Annotated in this window: 24 protein-coding genes; 12 read left to right on the top strand and 12 right to left on the bottom strand. The window is 64.5% G+C overall.

Annotated elements, in window-relative coordinates:
* The first annotated feature begins 77 nt into the window (after positions 1–77).
* Entirely contained in the window at positions 78–971 is an 894-nt protein-coding gene (gene nhaR / locus ACWKWX_RS12490; protein ID WP_476297461.1) for a transcriptional activator NhaR, read from the top strand.
* Positions 972–973: 2 nt separating this feature from the next.
* Here the strand turns inward: nhaR and ACWKWX_RS12485 are convergent, their stop codons facing one another.
* Both ACWKWX_RS12485 and ACWKWX_RS12480 read right to left on the bottom strand, forming a co-directional pair.
* Positions 974–2134 (bottom strand): MFS transporter, encoded by a 1161-nt coding sequence (locus ACWKWX_RS12485; protein ID WP_473003684.1) that lies wholly within the window; start codon positions 2132–2134, stop codon positions 974–976.
* A gap of 162 nt (positions 2135–2296) precedes the next feature.
* Positions 2297–2806, bottom strand: a complete 510-nt coding sequence (locus tag ACWKWX_RS12480; protein WP_473003686.1) for a DUF1993 domain-containing protein — start codon at positions 2804–2806, stop codon at positions 2297–2299.
* A gap of 123 nt (positions 2807–2929) precedes the next feature.
* Here ACWKWX_RS12480 and ACWKWX_RS12475 point away from each other — a divergent pair, with 123 nt between their 5' ends.
* Positions 2930–3583, top strand: a complete 654-nt coding sequence (locus ACWKWX_RS12475) for a YceH family protein (protein ID WP_473003689.1) — start codon at positions 2930–2932, stop codon at positions 3581–3583.
* Here the strand turns inward: ACWKWX_RS12475 and ACWKWX_RS12470 are convergent, their stop codons facing one another.
* Positions 3584–4402, bottom strand: a complete 819-nt coding sequence (locus ACWKWX_RS12470) for a shikimate 5-dehydrogenase (protein WP_483827870.1) — start codon at positions 4400–4402, stop codon at positions 3584–3586. It lies immediately after the preceding gene.
* Positions 4403–4580: 178 nt separating this feature from the next.
* Here ACWKWX_RS12470 and ACWKWX_RS12465 point away from each other — a divergent pair, with 178 nt between their 5' ends.
* Both ACWKWX_RS12465 and ACWKWX_RS12460 read left to right on the top strand, forming a co-directional pair.
* Entirely contained in the window at positions 4581–4901 is a 321-nt protein-coding gene (locus ACWKWX_RS12465) for a hypothetical protein (protein WP_416425694.1), read from the top strand.
* Between the two features lie 138 nt (positions 4902–5039).
* The gene (locus ACWKWX_RS12460; protein WP_473003691.1) at positions 5040–5237 is read left to right on the top strand and encodes a hypothetical protein; all 198 of its coding nucleotides are present in this window, start codon (positions 5040–5042) and stop codon (positions 5235–5237) included.
* Positions 5238–5384: 147 nt separating this feature from the next.
* Here ACWKWX_RS12460 and ACWKWX_RS12455 read toward each other — a convergent pair whose 3' ends face one another.
* Positions 5385–5945: a hypothetical protein gene (locus ACWKWX_RS12455; RefSeq protein WP_473003692.1), complete on the bottom strand. Its 561-nt coding sequence runs from the start codon at positions 5943–5945 to the stop codon at positions 5385–5387.
* A gap of 221 nt (positions 5946–6166) precedes the next feature.
* On the opposite strand from ACWKWX_RS12455, the gene pbpG reads away from it, so the two are divergent.
* Complete coding sequence (gene pbpG, locus ACWKWX_RS12450) at positions 6167–7084, top strand: D-alanyl-D-alanine endopeptidase (protein WP_416425699.1); 918 nt, start codon at positions 6167–6169, stop codon at positions 7082–7084.
* A 38-nt stretch (positions 7085–7122) separates the two neighbouring features.
* On the opposite strand, the gene ACWKWX_RS12445 is transcribed toward pbpG, so the two are convergent.
* Together ACWKWX_RS12445 and ACWKWX_RS12440 are read right to left on the bottom strand one after the other, a co-directional pair.
* Positions 7123–8088: a sensor domain-containing diguanylate cyclase gene (locus ACWKWX_RS12445; RefSeq protein ID WP_483827869.1), complete on the bottom strand. Its 966-nt coding sequence runs from the start codon at positions 8086–8088 to the stop codon at positions 7123–7125.
* 83 nt (positions 8089–8171) lie between these two features.
* Positions 8172–8660, bottom strand: a complete 489-nt coding sequence (locus ACWKWX_RS12440; protein WP_483827868.1) for a hypothetical protein — start codon at positions 8658–8660, stop codon at positions 8172–8174.
* A gap of 236 nt (positions 8661–8896) precedes the next feature.
* Here ACWKWX_RS12440 and ACWKWX_RS12435 point away from each other — a divergent pair, with 236 nt between their 5' ends.
* The 3 genes from ACWKWX_RS12435 to ACWKWX_RS12425 are packed head-to-tail and all read left to right on the top strand — an operon-like array spanning position 8897 to position 11617.
* The gene (locus tag ACWKWX_RS12435; protein WP_027981497.1) at positions 8897–9580 is read left to right on the top strand and encodes a response regulator transcription factor; all 684 of its coding nucleotides are present in this window, start codon (positions 8897–8899) and stop codon (positions 9578–9580) included.
* Positions 9558–10949, top strand: coding sequence for a sensor histidine kinase (locus ACWKWX_RS12430; protein WP_416425703.1), 1392 nt, complete (start codon positions 9558–9560; stop codon positions 10947–10949). Before ACWKWX_RS12435 ends, ACWKWX_RS12430 begins: the two co-directional genes overlap by 23 nt.
* 5 nt (positions 10950–10954) lie before the next feature.
* Positions 10955–11617, top strand: a complete 663-nt coding sequence (locus tag ACWKWX_RS12425) for a response regulator transcription factor (protein WP_473003698.1) — start codon at positions 10955–10957, stop codon at positions 11615–11617.
* Positions 11618–11860: 243 nt separating this feature from the next.
* On the opposite strand, the gene ACWKWX_RS12420 is transcribed toward ACWKWX_RS12425, so the two are convergent.
* Positions 11861–12274 carry a PA0061/PA0062 family lipoprotein gene (locus tag ACWKWX_RS12420; RefSeq protein ID WP_416425707.1) on the bottom strand — a complete coding sequence of 138 codons (414 nt, stop codon included), beginning with the start codon at positions 12272–12274 and terminating at the stop codon, positions 11861–11863.
* Between the two features lie 214 nt (positions 12275–12488).
* On the opposite strand from ACWKWX_RS12420, the gene ACWKWX_RS12415 reads away from it, so the two are divergent.
* The 4 genes from ACWKWX_RS12415 (at position 12489) to ACWKWX_RS12400 (ending at position 19286) form a co-directional block, all read left to right on the top strand.
* Entirely contained in the window at positions 12489–15710 is a 3222-nt protein-coding gene (locus tag ACWKWX_RS12415; RefSeq protein ID WP_483827867.1) for an efflux RND transporter permease subunit, read from the top strand.
* Complete coding sequence (locus tag ACWKWX_RS12410; RefSeq protein ID WP_416425711.1) at positions 15700–16884, top strand: efflux RND transporter periplasmic adaptor subunit; 1185 nt, start codon at positions 15700–15702, stop codon at positions 16882–16884. Before ACWKWX_RS12415 ends, ACWKWX_RS12410 begins: the two co-directional genes overlap by 11 nt.
* Positions 16868–18274 carry an efflux transporter outer membrane subunit gene (locus tag ACWKWX_RS12405; protein ID WP_473003702.1) on the top strand — a complete coding sequence of 469 codons (1407 nt, stop codon included), beginning with the start codon at positions 16868–16870 and terminating at the stop codon, positions 18272–18274. Before ACWKWX_RS12410 ends, ACWKWX_RS12405 begins: the two co-directional genes overlap by 17 nt.
* 523 nt (positions 18275–18797) lie before the next feature.
* Positions 18798–19286 (top strand): BRO-N domain-containing protein, encoded by a 489-nt coding sequence (locus tag ACWKWX_RS12400; RefSeq protein WP_483827866.1) that lies wholly within the window; start codon positions 18798–18800, stop codon positions 19284–19286.
* Between the two features lie 108 nt (positions 19287–19394).
* Here ACWKWX_RS12400 and ACWKWX_RS12395 read toward each other — a convergent pair whose 3' ends face one another.
* The 5 genes from ACWKWX_RS12395 to ACWKWX_RS12375 all read right to left on the bottom strand — a co-directional run bounded on the left by ACWKWX_RS12395 (position 19395) and on the right by ACWKWX_RS12375 (position 24153).
* On the bottom strand, positions 19395–20396 hold the full coding sequence (locus ACWKWX_RS12395) for an ABC transporter substrate-binding protein (RefSeq protein WP_473003709.1): 1002 nt from the start codon (positions 20394–20396) through the stop codon (positions 19395–19397).
* A gap of 36 nt (positions 20397–20432) precedes the next feature.
* Positions 20433–21299 carry an ABC transporter permease gene (locus ACWKWX_RS12390; protein WP_483827865.1) on the bottom strand — a complete coding sequence of 289 codons (867 nt, stop codon included), beginning with the start codon at positions 21297–21299 and terminating at the stop codon, positions 20433–20435.
* A gap of 15 nt (positions 21300–21314) precedes the next feature.
* Complete coding sequence (locus tag ACWKWX_RS12385; RefSeq protein WP_416425720.1) at positions 21315–22193, bottom strand: ABC transporter ATP-binding protein; 879 nt, start codon at positions 22191–22193, stop codon at positions 21315–21317.
* A 13-nt stretch (positions 22194–22206) separates the two neighbouring features.
* Complete coding sequence (locus tag ACWKWX_RS12380; protein WP_483827864.1) at positions 22207–23091, bottom strand: TauD/TfdA dioxygenase family protein; 885 nt, start codon at positions 23089–23091, stop codon at positions 22207–22209.
* A gap of 198 nt (positions 23092–23289) precedes the next feature.
* The gene (locus tag ACWKWX_RS12375; protein WP_483827863.1) at positions 23290–24153 is read right to left on the bottom strand and encodes a LysR substrate-binding domain-containing protein; all 864 of its coding nucleotides are present in this window, start codon (positions 24151–24153) and stop codon (positions 23290–23292) included.
* Positions 24154–24223 lie beyond the last annotated feature (70 nt).

Genomic DNA, 24223 nt, shown 5'->3' with positions numbered 1-24223 from the left:
AGTCTAGAAACTTTGACACCTCAGAAAAATTCGTATTTTCGCCCGGTATACTTCGGTTTTTACGAATCGGCACTGTCATGCTCAATTACCGCCAACTGCACTATTTCTGGACCGTGGCCAAGACCGGCAGCATCACCCGCGCCGCCGAGCAGTTGAACCTGACGCCGCAGACCATCAGCGGCCAGATTACTCTGCTGGAACAGACCTTCGGCATCGAATTGTTCCAGCGCGTGGGCCGCCAGCTCGAACTGACCGACGCCGGGCGCCAAGCCCTGCCCTACGCCGAACAAATGTTCCAGCTAGGCAACGAATTGCAGACCCTGCTGCGCGGCCAGGCCGGCCAGCAGGTGTTGCCCCTGCGCGTGGGCGTGGCCGACGTGGTACCCAAGTCGATTGTGTATCGGTTGATTGCACCGAGCATGCACCTGCCCGAGGCCGTGCACATCACCTGCCGCGAGGACAAGCTGGAGCGCCTGCTGGCCGACCTGGCCGTGCAGCGCCTGGACCTGGTGATCTCCGACAGCCCCATGCCCGCGCACCTGGACATCAAGGGCTACAGCCAGAAACTGGGGGAGTCGGGCATCAGTTTCTTCGCCACCCCGGCCCTGGCGGCGCAGTATGGCCCCGGCTTCCCGGCCAGCCTGGAAGGCGCGCCGTTGTTGATTCCCGGCCAGGAGACCATGGTGCGCAGCCGCCTGCTGCGCTGGTTCGGCGAACAGTTGATCCAGCCGCGCATCGTCGGCGAATTCGACGACAGCGCCCTGATGCAGGCCTTCGGCCAATCCGGCAGCGGCCTGTTCATCGGCCCCAGCGTGATCGCCGAGGAAATCCAGGCGCAGCACCGGGTGACCCTGGTGGGCCAGACCGAGGCGGTGCGCGAGTCGTTCTATGCGATTTCAGTGGAGCGCAAGGTCAGCCATCCCGGCATCGTCGCCATCACCGAGGGCGCGCGCCGGGAGCTGTTCGGCTGAGGTCAGGCGGCAGGGGCCGGTGCGGCCAGGCGCGAGCTCATCATCAGCCACGCCAGGGCAATGGACAGCAGCATGAAGCCGGCGGCGGCGAAACCGACGCTGCCCAGGCCCAGGGTGTCGATCACCCGGCCACCGACAATGGCGCCCAGGCCAATGCCCAGGTTGGCACCGGCAATGTTCAGCGATGCCGCGAACGCCGGCGCCTGGGGCGCGGCCTTGATCAGCCGCACCTGGCTGACCAGGAACAGCGCCGCCTGGGTCACGCCCCAGATGGCCAGGGCCACGGCCAGGCCGAAGGTGGAATGAATGGTCGGCACCACAGCCACCAGGCCACCGACCATGAAGGCCGAGAACAGCATCGAGGCAATCAGCGGGTGGCGGTCCACCAGGCGGCCGCCCAGGGAGTTGCCGATCAGGCCCACGGCGCCGAACGCCATCAGGCACCAGCCCACCACCGCGCCATCGAAACCGGCCAGGCGTTCGAGGATATCGGCCAGGTAGGTATAGGCGGTGAACATGCCGCAGAACACCACGATGGACAGCAGCACATGGCCCTGCATCAGCGGGTTGCGCAGGATGGCGAACTGCGAGCGCAGCGAGCGCTCCTCGCCCCGTGGCGCGCTGACAGGCAGGAACACCGTGAGCAGCAACGCCTTGGCCAGGGCCACGCCGGCGATGATCCAGAACGCCGCGCGCCAACCCAGGGCGTCACCGATCAGGGTGCCCACGGGAATGCCGAACACGGTGGCGCAGACGATGCCGAAACCGATCTTGGCGATGGCGCGGCCAGCATGGTCGGGGCCGACGATGTCCACGGCGGTTTCGCTGGCCAGGGCCCAGAACACCGGCAGCCCGAGGGCCGGGATCAGCCGGGCGATGCCCATCACGATGATATTCGGCGCCAGGGCGGCAATGACGTTGGCCACGGCGAACAGCAGCAGGATGGTGACGAACAGGCGCTTGCGCTCGAAGCGTGCGCAGTACGCAGTCAGGAACGGCCCGAGGGCGGCGACGGTAAAGGCGAACAGGGTGACCAGCAACCCGGCCTGGGACACGCTGACGTGCAGGTCGCGGGCGATCGCCGGCAACAGGCCGACGATGACGAACTCTGTGGTCAGCACGGTGAAACCGGCAGCCGACAACAGCAAAATGGGGAACAGCATTGCAACCTCGGAGAAGCAAAATATAGAACAACAGACGCAGCCCACCGTAGCCGCTGCCGGAGGCTGCGCTGGCCCTGAAACACGCTGCATATTTTCGGCGTACTCAGGGGCCAGCGCAGCCTGGCGGCAGCGGCTACGGCAAGGGGGTGAAGCCTTGGGCGATCAGTAGGCGCCCATGAAATCGCGCTTGCCCACTTCCACGCCGTTGTGGCGCAGGATGTCGTAGGCAGTGGTGACGTGGAAGAAGAACTGCGGCAGGCCGTAGTGCAGCAGGTAGGTCTGGCCGTTCAGTTTCTTCTCTTTCGGGGTGCCCTGGCGCAGCACGATCTCGCGACCTTCCTGGCCGTCGATCTGCGCGGCGGCCAGGCCGTCGATGAAGCCCAGCACCTTGGCCAGCAGCGCCTGCAGGTCAGCGAAGCTCTGCTCGGTGTCGGGGAACGACGGCACTTCGACACCGGCCAGGCGCGCCGACACGCCCTTGGCGAAATCGACGGCGATCTGCACCTGGCGCACCAGCGGGAACATGTCCGGGTACAGGCGCGACTGCAGCAGCACCGACGGCTCGATGTTGCGGGCCGCGGCGTGGTCCTCGGCCTTCTTGAGCACATCGCCCAGGGCCAGCAGCAGTTGCTTGAAGACGGGAACGGAGGCAGCGTACAGAGAAATGCTCATGGGAGCTCCTGATAACGTTTGAAAAGGCAGTGAGCCGGCAATGATAGACCTGTGCCGGCGCGGCGTCCGGTGTTTTATTGCATACTGGCGTTTCCGCCGACCTTCATGCCCACGGAGCGCCCCATGTCAGCCGAAAACGCGTCCCCCACCGAACACCTGACCCTGAGCGCCGGCGAAATCCGCATCCTGGGCGCGCTGATCGAGAAACAGGCCACCAACCCCGAGACCTACCCGCTGACGCTGAACGCGCTGGTGCTGGCCTGCAACCAGAAAACCAGCCGCGAGCCGGTGATGAACCTCACCCAGGGCGAGGTCGGCAACAGCCTGCGCCAGCTGGAAGGCCAGGGCCTGACCCGACTGGTGATGGGCAGCCGCGCCGACCGCTGGGAACAGCGCCTGGACAAGGCCCTGGAGCTGGTGCCGGCGCAGGTGATCCTGATGGGCCTGATGTTCCTGCGCGGTCCGCAGACGGTCAACGAACTGCTGACCCGCAGCAGCCGCATGCACGACTTCGAGGACAACGAGCAGGTGCTGCACCAGCTCGACCGTCTGGTAGCGCGCGGCTACGCCCTGCACCTGCCACGCCAGGCCGGCCAGCGCGAAGACCGCTACACCCACGCCCTGGGCGGCCCGGTGGACATGGACGCGCTGCTGGCCACGCGGCACAGCGCCGGCAGCGAGCGCGCCAGCCATGACAGCGGCGTCACGCTGGAACGCATGGAAGCCCTGGAGGCGCGCATCGCCGCCCTGGAAGAGCGGCTCGCGCGGCTGGAGTGATCAGCCGCGGGCGTATTCGGTGGCCAGGCGTACCTGCTCGTCGGTAGGCCGCACGCCGGTGTACAGCACGAACTGCTCCAGGGCCTGCAGGGCAATTACCTCCAGGCCGGTGATGACCTGTTTGCCCAGCGCCTGGCCCAGCTGCACGAACGGCGTCAACGCTGGCAGCGCCACCACGTCGAAGACGATGCTGGCCGCCTCCACCGCTTCTGCGGGGAACGCCAGGTCGTTGGCCTCCGGGCCGCCGCTCATGCCAATCGGCGTCACGTTCACCAGCAACTGCGGGCGCAGGTCGCCCAGCTCCGGGCGCCATTCGTAGCCCAGCTGCCGCGCCAACGCCGGGCCGCTTTCGGGGTTGCGCGCCACCAGGGTGCCCTGGGTGAAACCGGCATCACGGAACGCCGAGGCCACGGCCTTGCCCATGCCGCCGCTGCCGCGCAGGGCCAACGTGGTGTCGGCCGACAGGCCATGACGGTCAATCAATTGACGAATGGCGATGTAATCAGTGTTGTACGCTTTCAAATGACCGTTATCATTGACCACGGTATTGATCGACTGAATGGCTGCCGCCGACGCATCCAGCTCATCGACCAGCGCGATGACGGCCTCCTTGAACGGCATCGACACCCCGCAGCCCCGGATCCCCAGGGCGCGGATACCGCCAACCGCTGCCGGCAGATCGTTGGTGCTGCAAGCCTTGTAGTAATAATCGAGACCCAGCTGTTCATACAGGTGGTTGTGGAAACGCACGCCGAACGTACCCGGGCGCCCGGCCAGGGACATGCAAAGTACGGTGTCGCGTGTGGGAATCATGGGCATTGCAAGGCTCCATCACTGGCATGTAACTGAAATGTAAGGACACTGTGGTTCCAGACCTTACACAAAATTTACCAAACACCGTCGCAGATTCTTACAAATTCGCTGTCATAGTAGTGCGACAGTCCTTGGACCAACCATCCGGTCCCGGGTACTGGAATCGTAATATGAGGAACAAGTCATGATTCGTCAGCTTCCCAAGATTGCCTTGCTGGTCGGCGCCCTGGCCGTAACGGGCCAAGCGTCGGCCTACGGCCACGGTGGTCCAGGTGTGTTGGGTGCCGTTCTAGGTGGTGCTGTAGTCGGCGCCGTGGTGACCTCCGCCCTGGCGCCACGCGAAGTCGTGGTGCAACAGCCGGTCTACGCCGCGCCACCGCCACCGGTCTACGTCGCTCCACCACCGCCACCGGTGTACTACGCGCCGCAGCCGGTCGTGTACGCGCAGCCTGTCTACGCGCCGCCACCGCCGCCACGCTACTACTACGGTCGTCCGGGCTGGTAACACGCATCGCCACCGCATTCGCCCCTGGGGCGCTTGCGGTGAGCTGATGTGTCGAGTCAATGATCACTATTGAAAGCGGTGATTTCTCAGCGCTCCTGCATCGCCCTAAGCTGGGCACATGTTTCGCAGGAGTCAGCCATGAACACCGTCAGCATCATGTCAGTCATCGGCAGCGCCGTTCCCGCCAACCTTCGCGACCTGGGGTTGCTGGCCTGCTGGTATGTGGTCAAGGACGGCGAACCGCTCAGCGGCCCCCTGTTGTCGCTGGACCAGGCCAAGGCCCTGTCCTTGAGCTTCAAGGGTCAGCAACCGGCCACCCCGGCGGTGACCCACTGACCCTGCACCGCGAATTTATCCCGTGCGTTGCTCTCGCACCCCCTTGCCCCGCCTGCGTCGCGGGGCTTTTTAATTGGGCGCCTGTAGCAGCGGCCACAGGCCGCGTCCCAGGCACCCCATCGGGCCGGGACGCGGCCTGCCGGGGACTCAGGCGCGCTCAGCCATCAGCACGTTCGCCTGCGCCCGCTGGGCCAGTTTCTGCAGGCGCTTTTCCAGGCCCTGCAGCACCGCGCGATCAGAGCGGCCGCTTTCCAGCTCGTCGATCAAGGCATTCACCACCTGGCGCAGCTCATGGGCGATGACAATGCGGTCGTCGTTGTTGTCATGCTTGTGCGACTCGAACAGCCGGTGCAGGTAATCCTGCAGCACCGCCTGCACCCGGTGCCGGTCGGTGGCACGCCAGTGCGCCATGCTCACGCCCACCTGGTTGAGCAGTTCCTGGAACTCCAGCACCAGGTACTGCAGGCGCCGGGCATAACCCACCTGCCCTTCGCGCCACTGCTTGTGCTGCGCGGCCGCTTCCTGCTTGCGCTGCAACGCCGGCACGGCGATGGCCAGCATCAGCGCGATGACCACCGCCACCGCCTGCACCCAGGCCAGGGCGTCCAGCGGTTTTTGAATGAACGCACACAACAGCAGGACCACCGCGATGACGCTGCTCCACAGCAGCAGTGCCCTGTAATCCTTGCTGAAGAAACCCTTAAGCATTGCGCGACTCCCGAGTCGTTTTTTAGCGTTTTTGGAAGCAGATATCCGCCGGACCGCCCTTGGACGGCGAGCGAAGATGAAATATCACTTTTATTTTTTTATTACAGGGGTTTAAGCCCGCCAGGCAATCGACAGTTGCTGAGCCATACTCATAAACTACTGCGTTTTTTCAAGAACAACCCGTCACAAACGGCTTATCTACTTTTTAGCGAGCGCTACACGTGAAAACCTCCCTTTCTATCCTCAGCCTGTTGCTTGTTCTGACAGGTACTGCTGCCGTCACGTCGAACGCTGTTGCTGCCGAAAAACCTGTTTCCCAACGAGATCCCGCACAGTTGCACCTGGCCTCGGGCAGCGCGCTGCTGATCGACCTGGACACCAACAAGGTGATCTACGAAAACCGCGCCGACAACGTCGTGCCGATTGCCTCGGTGTCCAAGCTCATGACCGCCATGGTGGTGCTGGACGCCAAGCAGGACATGAACGAGATGATCGACGTGGACATCAGCCACAACCCGGAGATGCGCGGCGTGTTCTCGCGCGTCAAGCTGGGTAGCGAGCTGACCCGTCACGACATGATGCTGATCGCCCTCATGTCCTCGGAAAACCGTGCCGCCACCACCCTGGCCGAGCACTACCCAGGCGGCTATGGCGCCTTCATCAACGCCATGAACGCCAAGGCGCGCAGCCTGGGCATGAGCCACACCCACTACGCCGAGCCCACTGGCCTGTCCATCAACAACACGTCCACCGCGCGCGACCTGAGCAAGTTGCTGATCGCCGCCCAGCACTACCCTACCCTGCGCGAGCTGAGCACCACCCGCGAGAAGACCGTGTTCTTCAAGAAACCCAGCTACAGCCTGGGCTTCCACAACACCGACCACCTGGTGAACAAGAACAACTGGGACATCCGCCTGACCAAGACCGGCTTCACCAACCAGGCCGGGCACTGCCTGGTGCTGCTGACCACCATGGGCAACCGCCCGGTGGCCATGGTCATCCTCGATGCCTTCGGTAAATTCACCACCTTCGCCGACGCCACCCGCCTGCGCAACTGGGTCGAGACCGGCCGTGGCACCGCAGCCCCTGCCGTGGCCCTGCGCTACAAGACCGACAAGCACGGCCGCCAGGTCGACTGACCTGCCCTGCCACGCCGCATTGACCCTGCCGTGCAGGGTCAATGCCGGCGGCTGGCCTGCTTGTGGGCGTACATGGCCGCATCCGCCTCGGCCAGCAAGCGCTTGATCGAATCGTGCCTGGCCGGGTCGTACTCGATCCGCCCGATGCTGTAGCGAATGTCGTAGCCACGCTGGGCCTCGGCGTTCTTGCGCGCCAGCGCTTCCTTCAGCCGCTCGGCAATCAGGTCGCCATCCTGGGCATTGGAGCCCATCAGCAGGGCCACGAACTCATCCCCGCCCAGGCGCCCCACCAGGTCCATCTCGCGCAACACCTCGCGCAAGGTCTCGGCGAACGCCACCAGCGCCCGGTCGCCCTCGGCGTGGCCCCAGGTGTCGTTGATCTTCTTGAAATCGTTCAAATCGAAAAACAGCAGCGACGCTGGCGTGTTCATGCGCTTGCAGATGCTCAGCGCGTGCTCGGCCAGGGCCTCGAAACCACGGCGGTTGGACACCTGGGTCAGGTCATCGATGGTCGCCAACTGCAGCGCCTCGATTTCCTGCTCGGCCATGCTCGCCAAATCGCGCAACAGCTCGCGCTCCTCGGCATCGAGGATGCGCGGGCGCGAGTCAATCAGGCACAGCGTGCCGATCTTGGCGCCATTGCCCACCCGCAGCGGGCAACCAGCATAAAAACGGATATGCGGATCGCCCACCACGAGCGGGTTGTCATGAAAACGTTCGTCGTTGGTGGCGTCAGGAATCATCAGCACCTGGTCGCCGAGGATCGCATGGCCGCAGAACGAAATATCACGCGGCGTTTCGCTGGCGCTCAGGCCCTGGCAGGACTTGAACCATTGGCGGTTGACGTCCACCAGGCTGACCAACGCGATTGGCACGTCGAACAGCCTGCGGGCCAGGCGCGTCAAGCGATCGAACCGCTCTTCGGGTGCGGTATCGAGGATGTTCATCGCGCGCAAGGTGCTCACGCGCTCGGCTTCGTTCACCGGTTTGGCTGGGGCCAGCATCGAAACACTCCAGAGTCCAGGCTTTGCAGATTCTGCTAAGCCTAGCCCATATGTGCGGCTGCACGAGTCCTGGCCCCAAAACATCATGCGGTGGTGTTGACGGTGGAGCCGGTAGTGCTGCTGCCTTCGTCCGTCAGGGCCTGGGCCAGCTCGGAGGTCAGCGCGGCGATTTGTGCGCTGGTCGACGAGACCTCTGCCTGGGCGCTGGCCACGGCGGTGCTCTTGGCACTTTCGTCCTTGACCTGCTGGGCTGCTTGCACGGCCTGTTCCTGGGCTTGCAGGGTCTTCTGCAGCTGGGCGATTTCCTTCTGCAGCTCGGTCACGGTTTCCGAAGCGCTGCTGGAGCTGCTGTCGCTGCTACTGCTGCTGCCGCTGCCACCGCCGCCGCCCGCACCCGAGGCGCCGCCAGCAGCGCTGGTGGAACTGGTGGAGGAAGTGCCCGAGGTGCTGCTGCCGTCGGTGCTGGTCGTGGTGGTGCTATCGTCGGTGCTGGTGGTGCTGGCGGCGGCGGTCTTGCTCGTGGTGGTCGTGACCACGAGGCCCGACGCGATGTTGCTGCTGATGCTGGTCATAGGGAAAAATTCCTTTAACGGAAGATGGTTCATGTGTCATCGACTGGCCCCGACCCAGCTTTAGAAATATCGTGTAACACATGGGATACCCCGGCGATACAAACCCCACACCCGCTGGAACCCTTGATTTAGAGCCATCAGGCCGCCCGACTTCCAGATGAAATAAACTTCAGCAAGGCGACAGGTAAAAATCGGCACAATGGCCACTCAATAGCCGAAATCCCAGGTACAACACCATGACACGCGTTTTGACCATCGAAGACGATGCCGTGACAGCCAAGGAAATCGTGGCCGAACTGAGCAGCCACGGCCTTGAAGTTGATTGGGTCGATAACGGCCGCGAGGGCCTGGTCAAGGCCGTCAGCGGCAACTATGACGTTATCACCCTGGACCGCATGCTCCCCGAGCTGGATGGCCTGGCCATTGTCACCACCTTGCGCACCATTGGCGTGTCCACGCCGATCCTGATGATCAGCGCCCTGTCCGACGTGGACGAGCGCGTGCGTGGCCTGCGTGCCGGTGGCGACGACTACCTGACCAAGCCCTTCGCCTCGGACGAAATGGCCGCGCGCGTCGAAGTGTTGCTGCGCCGCAAGAGCACCGTCGCCGACGTCGACACCACGCTGAAGGTCGCCGACCTTGAGCTGGACCTGATCACCCGTGAAGCGCGCCGTGGCGAACAGGCCCTGAACCTGCTGCCCACCGAGTACAAGCTGCTGGAATTCCTGATGCGCAACGCTGGGCAGATCCTGACCCGCATGATGATCTTCGAGGAAGTCTGGGGCTACCACTTCGACCCGGGCACCAACCTGATCGACGTGCACATCGGCCGCCTGCGCAAGAAGATCGATCCGCCTGGCGCCATTGCGCTGATCAAGACCGTTCGGGGCTCCGGCTATGTCATTGCCGAACCCCTCTAAGGGCTGGCGCTCGTCCAGCAGCCGCCTGCTGGCGCTGTACAGCTTTCTCTTCGTGGCCTGGAGCTGCATCCTCATGGGTGTGCTCTATTACGAAGTGTCGGACTACCTCAACAGCCTGGCGCGCCATTCGCTCATGCAGCGCCAGCACCTGTTCTCGCGTTTCAGCGGCCAGGCCCTGGACGACGCGCTGTCGGCCAGCGAGACCTTCGACAACCGCGCCTACGACGCCTACGGGCTGTTCGACGCACAACTGCGCCCGGTTGGCGGCGACCTGCGGGAAATTCCCAAGGGCGTGGCCCTGGACGGCAACATTTACGAGCTGGATGACTGCATCGACTCCGACGACCCCAAGCTGCCCCAGCAGGGCTGCGACGCCGTGGCCATGGCCACCCAGGACGGTCGCTGGCTGGTGCTGGTGCGTGACAACGGCTCGTTGTTCGCGGTGACGCGGATCATTCTCCACGCCCTGTTGTGGGGCATCTCGCTGACCATCATCCCCGGCGCTGCGGGCTGGCACCTGCTGCGCAGGCGGCCGATACGGCGTATCCGCGCGATCCAGGACAGCGCCGACGCCATTGTCGCCGGCGACCTGACCCAGCGCCTGCCGCTGTCCAACCGCCGCGACGAGCTGGACATGCTGGCGGCCATCGTCAACGCCATGCTCGACCGCATCGAGCGGCTGATGATGGAGGTCAAGGGCGTGTGCGACAACATCGCCCACGACCTGCGCACGCCGCTGACCCGGCTGCGCGCCCAGCTGTATCGCATCCAGCAGCAGGCCGGGGTGGATTCCGACCACGCCCTGCAACTGGACGGCGTGATCGCCGAGACCGACACCCTGATGGCGCGTTTCCGCGGCCTGCTGCGCATTTCCGAACTGGAGGACCATCAGCGTCGCTCCGGCTTCGTGGAGTTCGACCCGCTGCCGCTGCTGCATGAACTGCACGACTTCTACCTGCCGCTGGCAGAGGAAGGCGAGCTGCGCCTGGAGCTGGATTCGCCCCAGGTACTGCCCAGCCTCAATGGCGACCGCGCGCTGCTGTTCGAAGCCATCGGCAACCTGCTGAGCAACTCGATCAAGTTCACCCCGCCCGGTGGCGTGGTGGTGCTGCGCGCGCGCAACGAACTCGATAGCACCTGCATTGAAGTGCAGGACTCGGGCCCCGGTATTCCCAAGGAAGAACGCGAGGCGGTGTTCCAACGGTTCTACCGCTGCGACGACGACAACACCCAACCCGGCTTCGGCCTGGGGCTGTCGATCGTGGCGGCCATCGTCAACCTGCACGGGTTCACCCTGGAAGTGGGCAACAGCCAACAGGGCGGTGCCAGCCTGGCACTGCATTGCCGTCAAAGCAAAGCGCGAGTGTGATCCACATGAATCTGCTCTATATCGCCGATACCCGAGACGAACAGCTGCTGCGCGGCTTTGCTGACAGCGGCCAACGCGTCGTCGAGGCCAAGCCCCACGAAGCCGACTGGGCCCTGGCGGACAGCAACTACGGTTTTATCCTGCTGGATCTGCAGCAGGCCCAGCCGGATCTGCTGGCGCGCTGCCTGACGCGCAAGCGCAAATCACGCGTGCTGGTGCTGCTGGCCGAGGACGATGGCCCGGCACGGGTGGCGGCCCTGCGCGCCGGCGCCGAGTTGTGCCTGACCAAGCCGGTGCTGTTCATCGAGCTGCAGGCGCGCATGCACGCCCTGCTGCGCGACCACCTCAGCCCCGCGGTGGACGCCGAGGCCGGCCTGTGGCTGTCCACCACGCGCCTGCTGCTGGGCCGCGGCGCCCACCAGCAGCCGTTGACCGTGAGCGAACAGCGGCTGCTGGCCATCCTCGCAAAGCGTCCCGGCGCGGTGAGCCGCGAGCTGATCGAGGAACAGCTGTGGGGCGCGGCCCATGACTCGCGCAGCGCGCTGATCGAGCGACACATCTGCAACCTGCGCCGCAAGCTGGCCCGCCTGGACGCACCCAACGCCCTGCAGACCTTGCGCGGGTTCGGTTACAGCTTGCGCGAAACGGTGCATGTGCGTACTGATTGAGATCAACGGATTGGCAATACCCAAAAGCCCCGCGCCACTGGCCCGGGGCTTTTTTGTACGCCCATGACGCGGCCTGCGGCCGCTGCTACAGAGACTGCTACATCCTGTGGGAGCTGGCTTGCCAGCGAGCTGTTGGGGCCATAAAAGCTCGCTGGCAAGCCAGCTCCCACAAGACAGTCTGGGCTGGACACAAAAAAAGGCCCATCACGCTAAGCGCCAGGGCCTTTGGTTACCGCGCAAGCCTCAGCCCGACATGCAATCGAAGTTGTCAGTCGAAGCAACAGTCTTGCCCTGGTCATTCTTCAAATCAGCCCGCAGGTTGGTGTCACCCAGGCTGCTCTCCACCAAGGTGTAGTGCTTGCCCTGCTTGAAGCCCTTGTAATCAATAGTGGCGCGGCAGGTCTGGTCGTCCTGTTGCGCAGTGCTTTCTTCGTACAGCAGCACTTCAAGTTTGTGCTCGCCCGGTTTTACCTGGAAGTAACGGCCATCTTTCAGGTTCTTGCCGTCAACCTGTTCGGCCAGCATCGAGTTCTGGGTTTCTTCTTTCAAACCCACCCAGGCGTCGTTCGGGTTAGGCGCAGGCATGGGCCCGGCGCAGGCCGAGAGCAGACCGACCAGCCCAAGCATGGGCACCAGCATTAGCGTTTTCGCATTCATGGGGTATTCCTCAAATGTGTTGGAAGTGGCCTGCCCTGGCAGGTCGTTTTCGATCGATGCCAAGTGTGATGACCGCCCTCTTTCAACACCAATGAATCACCGTGAAACGAATTTCAGTTGCGCCTTAAAACATCTTTCACCTTCATGAAAGGCTTGTGTTAGGTGGTTCCAGCAAGACTTGCCAGCATACGCAAACCCTTTGGAGGTTCCTGGCATGCTAGGGCTGGTAAAGACCGCATTGCTCAAGCCGTACACGTTTATCGTGTTGGCGATATTCATCTGCATCATCGGGCCCCTGTCCGCGATGCGGACCCCTACCGACGTATTCCCCGACATCGGCATCCCCGTGATTGCCGTGGTCTGGTCCTACACCGGCCTGTCGCCGGACGCCATGGCCGGCCGGGTGATCTATACCTACGAGCGCTCGCTCAGTACCACGGTGAACGACATCGAGCACATCGAGTCGCAATCGCTGCCGGGCATGGGCATCGTCAAGATCTTCTTCCAGCCGGGCGTGGACATCCGTACCGCCAACGCCCAGGTGACCGCGGTGTCGCAAACCGTGCTCAAGCAGATGCCCCCGGGCATCACGCCGCCGCTGATCCTCAACTACAGCGCCTCCACGGTGCCGATCCTGCAGATGGCGTTCTCCAGCCCCACCCTGTCCGAAGCGCGTATTCGTGACCTGGTGCAGAACTCCATCCGCCTGCCGCTTTCCGCCGTGCCGGGCCTGGCCATGCCGACCCCCATGGGCGGCAAGCAGCGCCAGATCACCCTCGACCTGGACCCCCAGGCGCTGGCCGCCAAGGGCCTGTCGGCGCAGGACGTGAGCAACGCCCTGGCCGCGCAGAACCAGATCGTGCCGGTGGGTACCGCCAAGCTGGGCAGCGATGAATACACCGTGCTGCTGAACAACAGCCCGGACGCCATCGAGCAGCTCAACGACCTGCCGATCAAGACCGTCGACGGCGCCGTGATCACCGTTGGCCAGGTGGCCCACGTGCGTGACGGCTCGCCGCCACAGACCAACATCGTGCGGGTGGACGGCCGTCGCGCGGTGCTGATGCCGGCCCTGAAAAACGGCAACATCTCGACCCTGTCGATCGTGCAAAGCATTCGCGACATGTTCCCGTTGATCAACGAGACCCTGCCGCCGTCGCTGAAAACCTCGATGCTGGGCGACGCCTCGGTGTTCGTGAAGGAATCGGTGGGCAGCGTGGCCCGCGAAGGCATCATCGCCGCCCTGCTGACCAGCGCCATGATCCTGCTGTTCCTGGGCAGCTGGCGCTCGACCATCATCATCGCCGCCTCGATTCCCCTGGCAGTACTGTCGGCGATTGCCCTGCTGGCGGTCAGCGGCCAGACCCTCAACGTGATGACGCTCGGGGGGCTGGCGCTGGCCGTCGGTATCCTGGTGGACGATGCCACGGTGACCATCGAGAACACCAACTGGCACCTTGAGCAAGGCAAGCAGGTGAAGGATGCCATCCTCGACGGCGCCAAGCAGATCGTCGGCCCGGCCTTCGTCTCCCTGCTGTGTATCTGCATCGTGTTCGTGCCGATGTTCATGCTGCAAGGCATTGCCGGCTACCTGTTCCGCCCGATGGCGCTGGCGGTGATCTTCGCCATGGCGTCGTCGTTCATCCTGTCGCGTACCCTGGTGCCGACCCTGGCGATGTTCCTGCTCAAGCCCCACGTGGTCGAGGCCGGCGAAGGCCGTCACCCGGACAACGCCCTGCTCAACCACCACGAAGGCGACCAGCACAAACCCAAGCACGGCGCGTTCGTGCAAAGCCTGCTGAACTTCCAGCAAGGCTTCGAGAAGCGCTTCAGCAACGTGCGTGACAGCTACCACGGTGTCCTCACCCTGGCCCTGGAAAACCGCAAGCGCTTCCTGATCGGCTTCATGGTCTGCGTGCTGGCGTCCTTCGCGCTGCTGCCAACCCTGGGTGAAGACTTCTTCCCGGCCACCGACGCCGGCGCCATGTCGCTGCACGTCAGCCTGCCGGTGGGTACCCGTATCGAGGAAAGCGCCGCCGCCTTCGACCGTATCGAAGCGCGCATTCGTCAAGTGGTGCCGGCCAACGAGCTGGACACCGTGATCGACAACATCGGTATCCCGCTCAGCGGTATCGACATGGCCTACAGCGCCAGCGGCACCACCGGCCCGCAGGACGGCGACATCTCCGTGACCCTGAAGGAAGGCCACAAGCCAACCGCCGACTACGTGAAGAAACTGCGTGAAGTATTGCCGGAAAGCTTCCCGGGCAGCACCTTCTCGTTCCTGCCGGCTGACATCAGCAGCGAGATCCTCAACTTCGGTGCCCCGGCGCCGCTGGACGTGAAAATCTCCGGCCCGGACAACGACGCCAACCATGCCTACGCCCTGGAACTGCAGCGCGCGCTGAAGCACATCCGTGGCATCGCCGACCTGCGCATCCAGCAGTCCAACGGCTACCCGACACTGCAAGTGGACGTGAACCGTGAACGCGCCAACGGCCTGGGCATCACCGAACGCGACGTGACCAACTCCATGGTCGCCTCGCTGGCCGGCAGCTCGCAGGTATCGCCGCTGTACTGGCTGAATCCGAAAAACGGCATCAGCTACTCCATCGTGGCGGCAACGCCGCAGTACCGCCTGGACAGCATGCCAGAGCTTGAAGCCCTGCCGGTGACCGGCGCCAACGGCCAATCGCAGATCCTCGGCGGCCTGGCCACCATCCACCGCGTCGACACCCCGGCGGTGGTCACCCACTACAACATCCAGCCGACCCTGGACATCTACGCCAACGTACAAGGCCGTGACCTGGGCGGCGTCGCCAGCGACATCCAGAAGGCCATCGACCTGGCCGCCCCGCACCGTCCGAAGGGCGCCACCATCACCCTGCACGGCCAGATCGACGCCCTGCATGAAGCCTTCAGCGGCCTGTCCCTGGGCCTGCTCGGCGCGGTGGTGCTGATCTACCTGCTGATCGTGGTCAACTTCCAGTCCTGGCTCGACCCGTTCGTGATCATCACCGCGCTGCCGGCTGCCCTGGCAGGCATCGTCTGGATGCTGTTCCTGTCCGGCACCTCGCTATCGGTACCGGCGTTGACAGGGGCCATCTTGTGCATGGGTGTGGCCACCGCCAACTCCATCCTGGTGGTGAGTTTCTGTCGAGAACGCCTGGAGGTGCACGGCGACGCCCTGCTGGCCGCCATGGAGGCCGGTTTCACCCGCTTCCGTCCGGTGTGCATGACCGCCCTGGCGATGATCATCGGCATGCTGCCGCTGGCCATCTCCCAGGAACAAAACGCCCCACTGGGTCGCGCCGTCATCGGCGGCCTGATCCTGGCCACCACGGCCACCCTGCTCTTCGTTCCGGTGGTGTTCAGCCTCGTGCATGGACGCCGCACCGCCAAGCTTCCCGTTGGAGAAACGTCCCATGTCGTCTGATTCCCTACCGACCATCGCAAAGAAGCCTTCGCGCAAGCGCCTGATGGTGCTCGGCGTCGGCGGCCTGACCTTGGCCGCCGTGCTGGTGGCCGGCGGCCTGGCCGCCCGGACCCGTCACGATGACAATGTGGCGAGCTGGACCGAAGCCCAGTCGATGCCGATCGTCAGCGTGTTCCAGCCGATCCACAACACCACCGGCGACACCCTGGTGCTGCCGGCGCACCTGGAAGCCTGGAGCCAGGCGATGATCCACGCCCGGGTCAGCGGCTACCTGAAGGACTGGAAAGCCGACATCGGCACGCCGGTGAAGGCCGGCCAGGTGCTGGCCGAAATCGACAGCCCGGACCTGGACCAACAACTGGCCCAGGCCCACGCGCACCTGCTGCAGCAACAGGCCGACGAGAAACTGGCACAGACCAGCGCCGCGCGCTGGCAACACCTGCTGAGCACGCATTCGGTCTCGCAACAGGAAGTGGACGAGAAAGTCGCCAACGCCGACGCCGCCAAGGCCAACGTCGAGGCGGCCCGCGCCGACTACGCGCGCCTCACCGACCTGTCCAACTACAAGACCCTGCGTGCGCCGTTCGACGGCACCGTGACCGCGCGTAACACCGACGTCGGCCAGCTGATCAAGGCCGACGCCGACACCGGCCCGGACCTCTTCGAAGTGGCTGACACCCACCGCCTGCGCCTCTACGTGCCGGTGCCGCAGAACTACGCCGCGGCCGTGCGCACCGGCATGCACGTGAGCCTGACCGTGCCGGAGCACCCGGGCGAGCAGTTCGATGCACAGCTGGTGGGCAACTCCAACGCCGTGGACGCCAAGTCCGGCACCATGCTGGCCCAGTTCGTCGCCGACAACCCCAAGGGCGAATTGCTGGCCGGTGACTACACCGAGGTCACCCTCAAGGTGCCTGCGGGCAGCCAGGGCGTGAGCATTCCCGGCAGCGCGCTGATCTTCCGCGCCGCCGGCACCCAGGTGGCCGTGGTCGATGCGCAGAAGCATGTGCACCTGCGCAACGTGCACATCGGCATGGACCTGGGCGCCACCCTGTTCATCGACCAGGGCCTGGCCCCCACCGACCAGGTCATCGACAACCCGCCGGACTCCCTGCGCGAGAACGACCCGGTGAAACTGGCCGACGCAGGAGACACCCATGCCCCTAAAGCTTAACCGCCTGGTAGCGGCGATGGCCCTGGTGCTCCAGGGCTGCTCGCTGGCGCCGACCTACAAGGTGCCGGACGCACCGATCCCGCTGCATTACAGCGGCCCGTGGCAGGCTGCCAAGCCGGCCGACCACGTGCCGCAGCAATGGTGGACGCTGTACAACGACCCGCAGCTCAACGACCTGCAGGGCAAGCTGATCACCGCCAACCCTGACCTGGCCGCGGCCCTGGCGCATTTCGATGCGGCCCAGGCCTACGCCAGCCAGTTGCACGGCGGCCTGTTCCCGGAAATCGGCGCCACCGGCTCCAGCGTGCGCCAGCGCCAGTCCGAGAACAAACCGCTGCGCGGCAGCGACCAGCCCAACGTGTACAACACCAACACCGCGGCCTTCACCCTGAACTGGGACCTCGACTTCTGGGGCAAGGTACGCAACCGCGTGGCCGCCGGCGACGCCCAGGCCCAGGCCTCGGCCGACGACCTGGAAGTGGCGCGCCAGAGCCTGCAGCGCCAGCTCAGCAACCTGTACCTGACCCTGGCCGGGCTGGACGCCCAGCAGGCCATCCTCAAGGCCTCGCTGGACGACTACACCCAGGCCCTGAACCTGACCCGCGACCGCTACGAAGGCCAGATCGCCAGCGAACTGGACATGACCCGCGCACAAAGCGAACTGGCCCAGGCCCAGGCGCAACTGGACGACGTGGTCAACCAGCGCAACCTCACCGAGCACGCCATCGGCGAGCTGGTGGGCCAGCCGGCGACCACCTTCCAGCTGGCGGCCATCAGCAAATTCCCGGCCCTGCCCGACGTGCCCGCCGAGCTGCCCAGCACCTTGCTGCAACGCCGCCCTGACATCGCCGCCGCCGAACGCCGGGTGTTCGCTGCCAACGCCAACATTGGCGTGGCCAAGGCTGCGTTCTACCCCGACTTCAGCCTGAGCGGCTATTTCGGTGGCCAGGACATGGGCGTGGGCAACGTGCTCAGCGCCACCAACCGCTTCTGGGCGATTGGCCCGGTGGTCAACCTGCCGATCTTCACCGGCGGCCGCCTGACCGGCGCCGAGAACCAGGCCAAGGCCGAGTTCGCCGAAGCCAGCGCCCACTACCGCGGCAGCGTGTTGAAAGCCCTGCGCGAGGTGGAAGACAACCTCTCGCAACTGCGTGACTTGAAGCAGGAAGCGGCCGACCAGCAGGCGGCAGTGGATGCGGCGACCCAGTCGCAGACCTTGGCCATGAACAGCTATGAAGCCGGTGCGGTGAACTACCTGGACGTGGTCACGGCGCAGACGGCGGCGCTGGATGCGCAGCGCAAGTTGCAGGATGTGCAGACGCGCAGGTTGCAGGCTAGCGTGGGGTTGATGGTTGCGTTGGGGGGTGGTTGGCAGCCCGCCAAGTCCTGATTCATGTGCTGATACATACAACCGCGTAGCCGCTGCCGCTAGGCTGCGCTGGCCCTATGCCTCACTGGAAATCTCCAGCGTAACCAAGGGCCAGCGCAGCCTGCGGCAGCGGCTACGGGGTTGGCCGGAGGGCGCGTCAGGGCTGACAGGTGCATGGCGATGATTTTGCAGCGCCCTTGAGATCGAGCGCCGCGCGGGCGGCGCGCGATCTCAAGAGCGCCGTTAGCCTCACCTCGACAAAAAGACAGGCACCCAGCACCCTCACCCTTGCACCCCACCCCTCACCTCGTTACCCTTCCCCCTCGTCGCTGCAAATTCAGCGACTCAGGTTTGGCGACCTGACCGAGGCGGGCACGCCGCGAAAGCGGTTTTTTTGTGCCCGATGCATGGCTGCGCCCGTTATGGGCAGGGTCGTGTGGGAGACCTTCGGGTCTGCCGGTCCTCGCCGGTTCGCCAACCCGCTCGGCTCTGCCCACCCCGTTTGGCGACGGGAGTCTGATAATGACTATCGAGGAACTGCACGATGCAACCTACCCTCTTCACCCGCAACAACCTCCCCCTCCACGCCCTGATCCACGAATCCAAAGCCTGGTTCTGCGCCCAGGATATCGGTCGCCTCATCGGCTACCCCCTCACCGAACGCACCCTGCGCAAACTCGACACCGACCAATACCGCACCTTGTTCCTGCGCTGCCACGGCGAAGAACGAGACACATTGCTGGTCAGCGAATCCGGGCTCTATGCCCTGCTGGTTTACCACTACTACCCGGAAAACCGCCGACTGCGGCGCTGGATCACCTTGCAGGTGGTGCCGGCATTGCTGCATGCCGAAGTCGAGATCAACGCCGAAAAACCAAGCCTGAGCATTCTGGAATGGCCGCAGGCCAACAAAGCCCTGAGCGTGCTGCACTGGCAGGATGAGCCGTGGATACGGTTGAGGGACATGCCGGTGATTGCGCCGACGATGCCGCGCTTGCGGGTTAAGCCTTGGTGGCAACGCTTGGTGCGGTGAGCGTAGCCGCTGCCGCAGGCTGCGCTGGCCCCATGCCTCACCGGAGATCTCCAGTGTTGGCAAAAGCCAGCGCAGCCTGGCGGCAGCGGCTACAGGGTGGCTGACGGGTCAGCTACCCGCCCCACCCTGCGCCTCTTCAAAGAAGAAATCCTTCCAGCTGGCAGCCTTGTTCTTCAACACCCCCAGCTCATTCAACTTATCGGCATACACGCCAGTACGCTGCGGCACGATGGTGAAGTCGATCTCCGGGTCGTTGACGATTTTCTCCACCAACGCCAACGGCAACTTCGACTGCTCCACACGGATGTAGGTCTTGGCCGCCTCGGCCTTGTTCGCCTTGATGTACTGCGACGCTTCAGCCAGCGCGTCGTAGAACGCCTTGTAGGTCTTGGGGTTTTCGTCGTGGAATTTCTGCGTGGTGTACAGCACGTTGAACGTCGCCTGGCCACCCAGCACGTCGTAGGAGCTGAGCACCTTGTGCACGTTCGGGTTTTCCAGTTCCTGGTACTGGAACGGCGGGCTGGAGAAGTGCGCGGTGATTTCCGAGCTGCCGGCGATCAGCGCCGAGGTGGCGTCGGGGTGCGGGATGCTCACCGAGTAGTTGTCGAAGCGCTTGAAGTCGGCGTCGCCGAAGACCTTGGCGGTTTCGATCTGCAGAGTGCGCGACTGGAAGCCGACGCCTGCGGCCGGCACGGCGATGCGGTCCTTGTCGGTGAAGTCTTTCAGGGTCTTGATGTTGGGGTTGTTGGTCAGCAGGTAGTTGGGCATCGAGCCCAGCGAGGCGATGGCCTTGACGTTCTGGCGGCCCTTGGTGCGGTCCCAGATGGTCAGCATCGGCGGCACGCCGGCCGACACCACGTCCAGGGCGCCGGCCAGCAGCGCTTCGTTCATGGCGGTGGCGCCGGAGATGCTGTTCCAGTCCACGGTGATGTCGATGCCTTCGGCCTTGCCGTGCTTTTCGATCAGGTGCTGGTCGCGCACCACGTCGAGAATCAGGTAACCAATGCCGAACTGCTGGGCGATGCTGATCTTGCCTTCGGCGTGGGCGCTGGTGCCGAGCACGGCACCGACGAGGCCCAGGGCGATGGAAAGGCGGGATAACTTGGCCATTTGAATGCTCACGTATTTAGTGGAGAGAGTGGCGTATCAGCGCTGCATGCCCCATTTCTTGATGGTCAGGCGCTCGAAGGTGTTGAACAGCAGGTTTTCCACCAGCAGGCCGATGATGATCACCGCCGCAAGGCCGGCGAAGACCTTGTCGGTGTACAGCTCGTTGCGGTTCTGGAAGATGTACCAGCCCAGCCCGCCCTTGCCCGACGAGGCGCCGAACACCAGCTCGGCGGCGATCAGGGTGCGCCAGGCGAACGCCCAGCCAATCTTCAGGCCTGCCAGGATCGACGGCAGCGCGGCCGGGATCAGGATGTACCAGACGAAACGCAGGCCACGCAGGCCATAGTTGCGGCCGGCCATGCGCTGGGTTTCCGACACGGCCAGGAAGCCCGAATAGGTGTTGAGCGCCAGCGCCCACAGCACCGAGTGCACCAGCACGAAGATCAGGCTGTTGTCACCCAGGCCAAACCACAGCAGCGACAGCGGCAGCAGCGCGATGGCCGGCAGCGGGTTGAACATGGCAGTCAGGGTGCTGAGCAGGTCGCGGCCCAGCTGGGTCGACACCGCCAGGGTGGTCAGGCCGAACGCCAGGACGATGCCGATCAGGTAGCCCTTGATCAGCACGGTCAGGGAGATCCACACCTTGCCCAGCAGCTCGCCGGTGGCGATGCCGTCGATGAAGGCGTGGGCGGTCTGCAGGAAGCTGGGCAGCAGCAGGTCGTTGTTCTGGATGCGCGCGGCAATTTCCCAGATCAGCGCCAGGGCGATCATGATCACCGTTTTGCGCACCCAGCCCTGTTGCCAGATGCGCTGGGCCAGGGAAATGTCGCGGGTCAGCGCGGCCTGGGTGAAGGGTTCCAGCTCGATTTCGTATTCGGCGCGCACAGGCGGTTGCAGGCTCATGGCAAGGCTCCGGTGTCAGTAGGCGATGCGGATGTCGTGGAAACCCAGGTCCTGCTCGACCGGCCCTTGGGCCTCGTCGAACAGCAGCCGGTGAATCCGCTGGGCACTGGCCTGGAAGGCCACGCCGCCGAGGCTCTGCAGATCGTATTCATGGCTGTTGATTTCGGCGCGCACCCGGCCCGGGTGCGGCGACAGCAACAGGATGCGGTTGCCCACCACCAGCGCCTCCTCGATGGAGTGGGTGACGAACAGCAGCGTGAAGCGCACCTCGTCCCACAGTTCCAGCAGCTCTTCCTGCATCTTGCGCCGGGTCAGGGCGTCGAGGGCGGCGAAGGGCTCGTCCATCAGCAGGATCTTGGGCTGCATGGCCAGCGCGCGGGCGATGGCCACGCGGGCCTTCATGCCGCCGGACAGGGTATGCGGGTAGGCGTTGGCGAAGGCGCTGAGGCCGACCTTTTCCAGGTAATGGCGCGCACGCTCCTCGGCCTCCTTGCGCTTGAGGGTGCGCGAGGCCAGCAGCGGGAACATGACGTTTTCCAGCACGGTCTTCCAGGCGGGCAGCTGGTCGAACTCCTGGAACACCACGATACGGTCCGGGCCCGGCTCGGTGACGGTGGCGCCACCCAGGCGAATCTCGCCCTCGCTGGGCTTGATGAAGCCGGCCACGGCCTTGAGCAGGGTCGACTTGCCGCAGCCCGAAGGGCCGAGCAGCACGAAGCGGTCGCTGCGATCGACTTCGAAACTGACTTGGTGAGTGGCCCGCACCACGCGTTCGGGGGTGCGGTATTCGAGACTGACGTTGCTCACTTGCAGCAGGACTTCAGGGGTCGCCTGATGGCCTGCCTGCGCAGGTAACACATCGCTGGCCGTGTGGCCTTGCAGTACAGCGTTCATGGTGACTCCCGGATCAGAACGGCGCATCGCCCTGGATAGTGGTGCGGTGCAGCTTGCGGCGCAGGTGCTCGGGGGTGCCGGCAGCCAGGTGGATCAGCGAACGGTTGTCCCAGAACACCATGTCGTTGGGTTGCCACTGGTGGCGGTAGACGTTTTCCGGGCGCACGCTGTGGGCATAGAGCTGGTTGAGGATGTCGCGGCTTTCGTCTTCGGGCAGGCCGACGATGTGGGTGGTGAAACCTTCGCTGACGAACAGCGCCTTGCGGCCATTCTCCGGGTGGGTACGCACCACCGGGTGGCTGACGGTGACCACCTGTGCCAGCTGCTCGGCGGTCAGGGTCGGGCGCCAGTTGGCGGCGTTCTTGCCCTCGCTATAGCGGGCGGTGTACGAGTGCACCGCCTGCTTGCCTTCCACCGCGTCCTGCAGGTGTTGCGGCAGGCTGTCCCAGGCGCGGTGCATGTCGGCGAACAGGGTGTCGCCGCCCTCGCTGGGCAGTTCCTGGGCGTACAGCATCGAGCCCAGGCTTGGCAGTTCCTTGTAGGACAGGTCCGAGTGCCAGTACTTGCCAGCATCGCCCAGGCCGACCGGCTGGCCGTGCTCGACGATGTTGGAGACGATGAGGATTTCCGGGTGGTTGGCCAGCAGGAACTGCTTGAGCACGTGGATCTGCAACACGCCAAAGCGGCGGCTGAAGTCGATCTGCTGCTGCGGGGTGATGTGCTGGTCGCGGAACACCACCAAGTGGTAGTCCAGGTGCGCGCGGTGCACGCGGGCGAAGTCTTCGTCATTGAGCGGCCGGCTCAGGTCCAGGCCAACGATCTCGGCGCCCACCAGGCCTTGCAGGGGGCGGACTTCGAAGGTCTGGGACGGCAGGGGGGCGAAAGATAAGGCGGACATGCTGGGCTCCGGCTCTGGCTATTGAGTACGAGTAGGTGATGACCAAACTCTATAGGCATAAGAACCGAAATTTAAATATCGTTAATGCATAACGATATCACTGGAAATTGTGGATGCCTTTGTGGGAGCTGGCTTGCCAGCGAGTTTTTGCCCGCCAACAGCTCGCTGGCAAGCCAGCTCCCACAAAAGCCGCGGCGGTTACATCGCCCGCGCAATCTCCAGGAACGCGCTGATGATGGTGTTGGCGCCCCGCTCCTTGCGCCACACCAGCGTGGCGTTGGTCAGCAGCCCCTGCTGCTCGGCAAAGGGCACGATGACGATGCGCTCATGGGGCACCACCTCGTCCTGGGACACGTAACCGATGCCCATGCCCTTGGCGATGGCAATGCGGATGGCCTCGCGGCTGCCGATTTCCAGCACGCTGGCCGGCTGCACGCCCGCGGCCTGGCACGCCGCCTCGAAGATCTGCCGGCTGGAGGAGCCCGCCTCGCGGTGGATCACCGGCTCACCCTCAAGCTCGGTCAACGCCACGCTGGCGCGGCTGGCCAGGACATGGTCCGCCGGCACCGCCAGCATCAGCGGGCACTGCCGGTAGCGCAGGCGCGCCAGGCCGTTGCCGGGCTGCTGGCTGGCCAGCACGCCCAGGTCGGCGTCGAAGTTCTCCACGGCGTCGTGCACGTACTGCGAATGGCCGAACTCGACGCTGACCTGCACCCGCGGGTAGCGCCGGTGGAATTCGTGGAGGATTTCCACCAGGTGATAGGGCCCCACGGCGGCAATGCGCAGATGCCCCGAACCCAGCGCGCGCACGTCGCTGAGCAACTGCAGCGCGTCCACCTCGGCATCCATCATGCGCCGGGCGCTGGCCATCACCTGCACGCCCAGCGGCGTGAGGCGCACCTGACGGCCGGTGCGGTCGAACAGCGGTTCGCCGCAGCGCTCCTCCAGCTCGCGAATCTGCTTGGAAATCGACGGCTGGGTGATCTTCAGCAGCCGCGCGCCCTCGGTAAAACTGCCGGTTCGCGCCGCCGCCAGGAAGGCGCGCAGTTGGGCGTAGATCATCAGTGCATTCCCTGAGGCTATGGTTTAGGTCGTACATAGCTATCAAATTCATGCATCAATTGTCATATCG

The organism is Pseudomonas imperatae, assembly GCF_057128625.1.
This window is presented reverse-complemented; position numbering and strand designations above follow the sequence as displayed.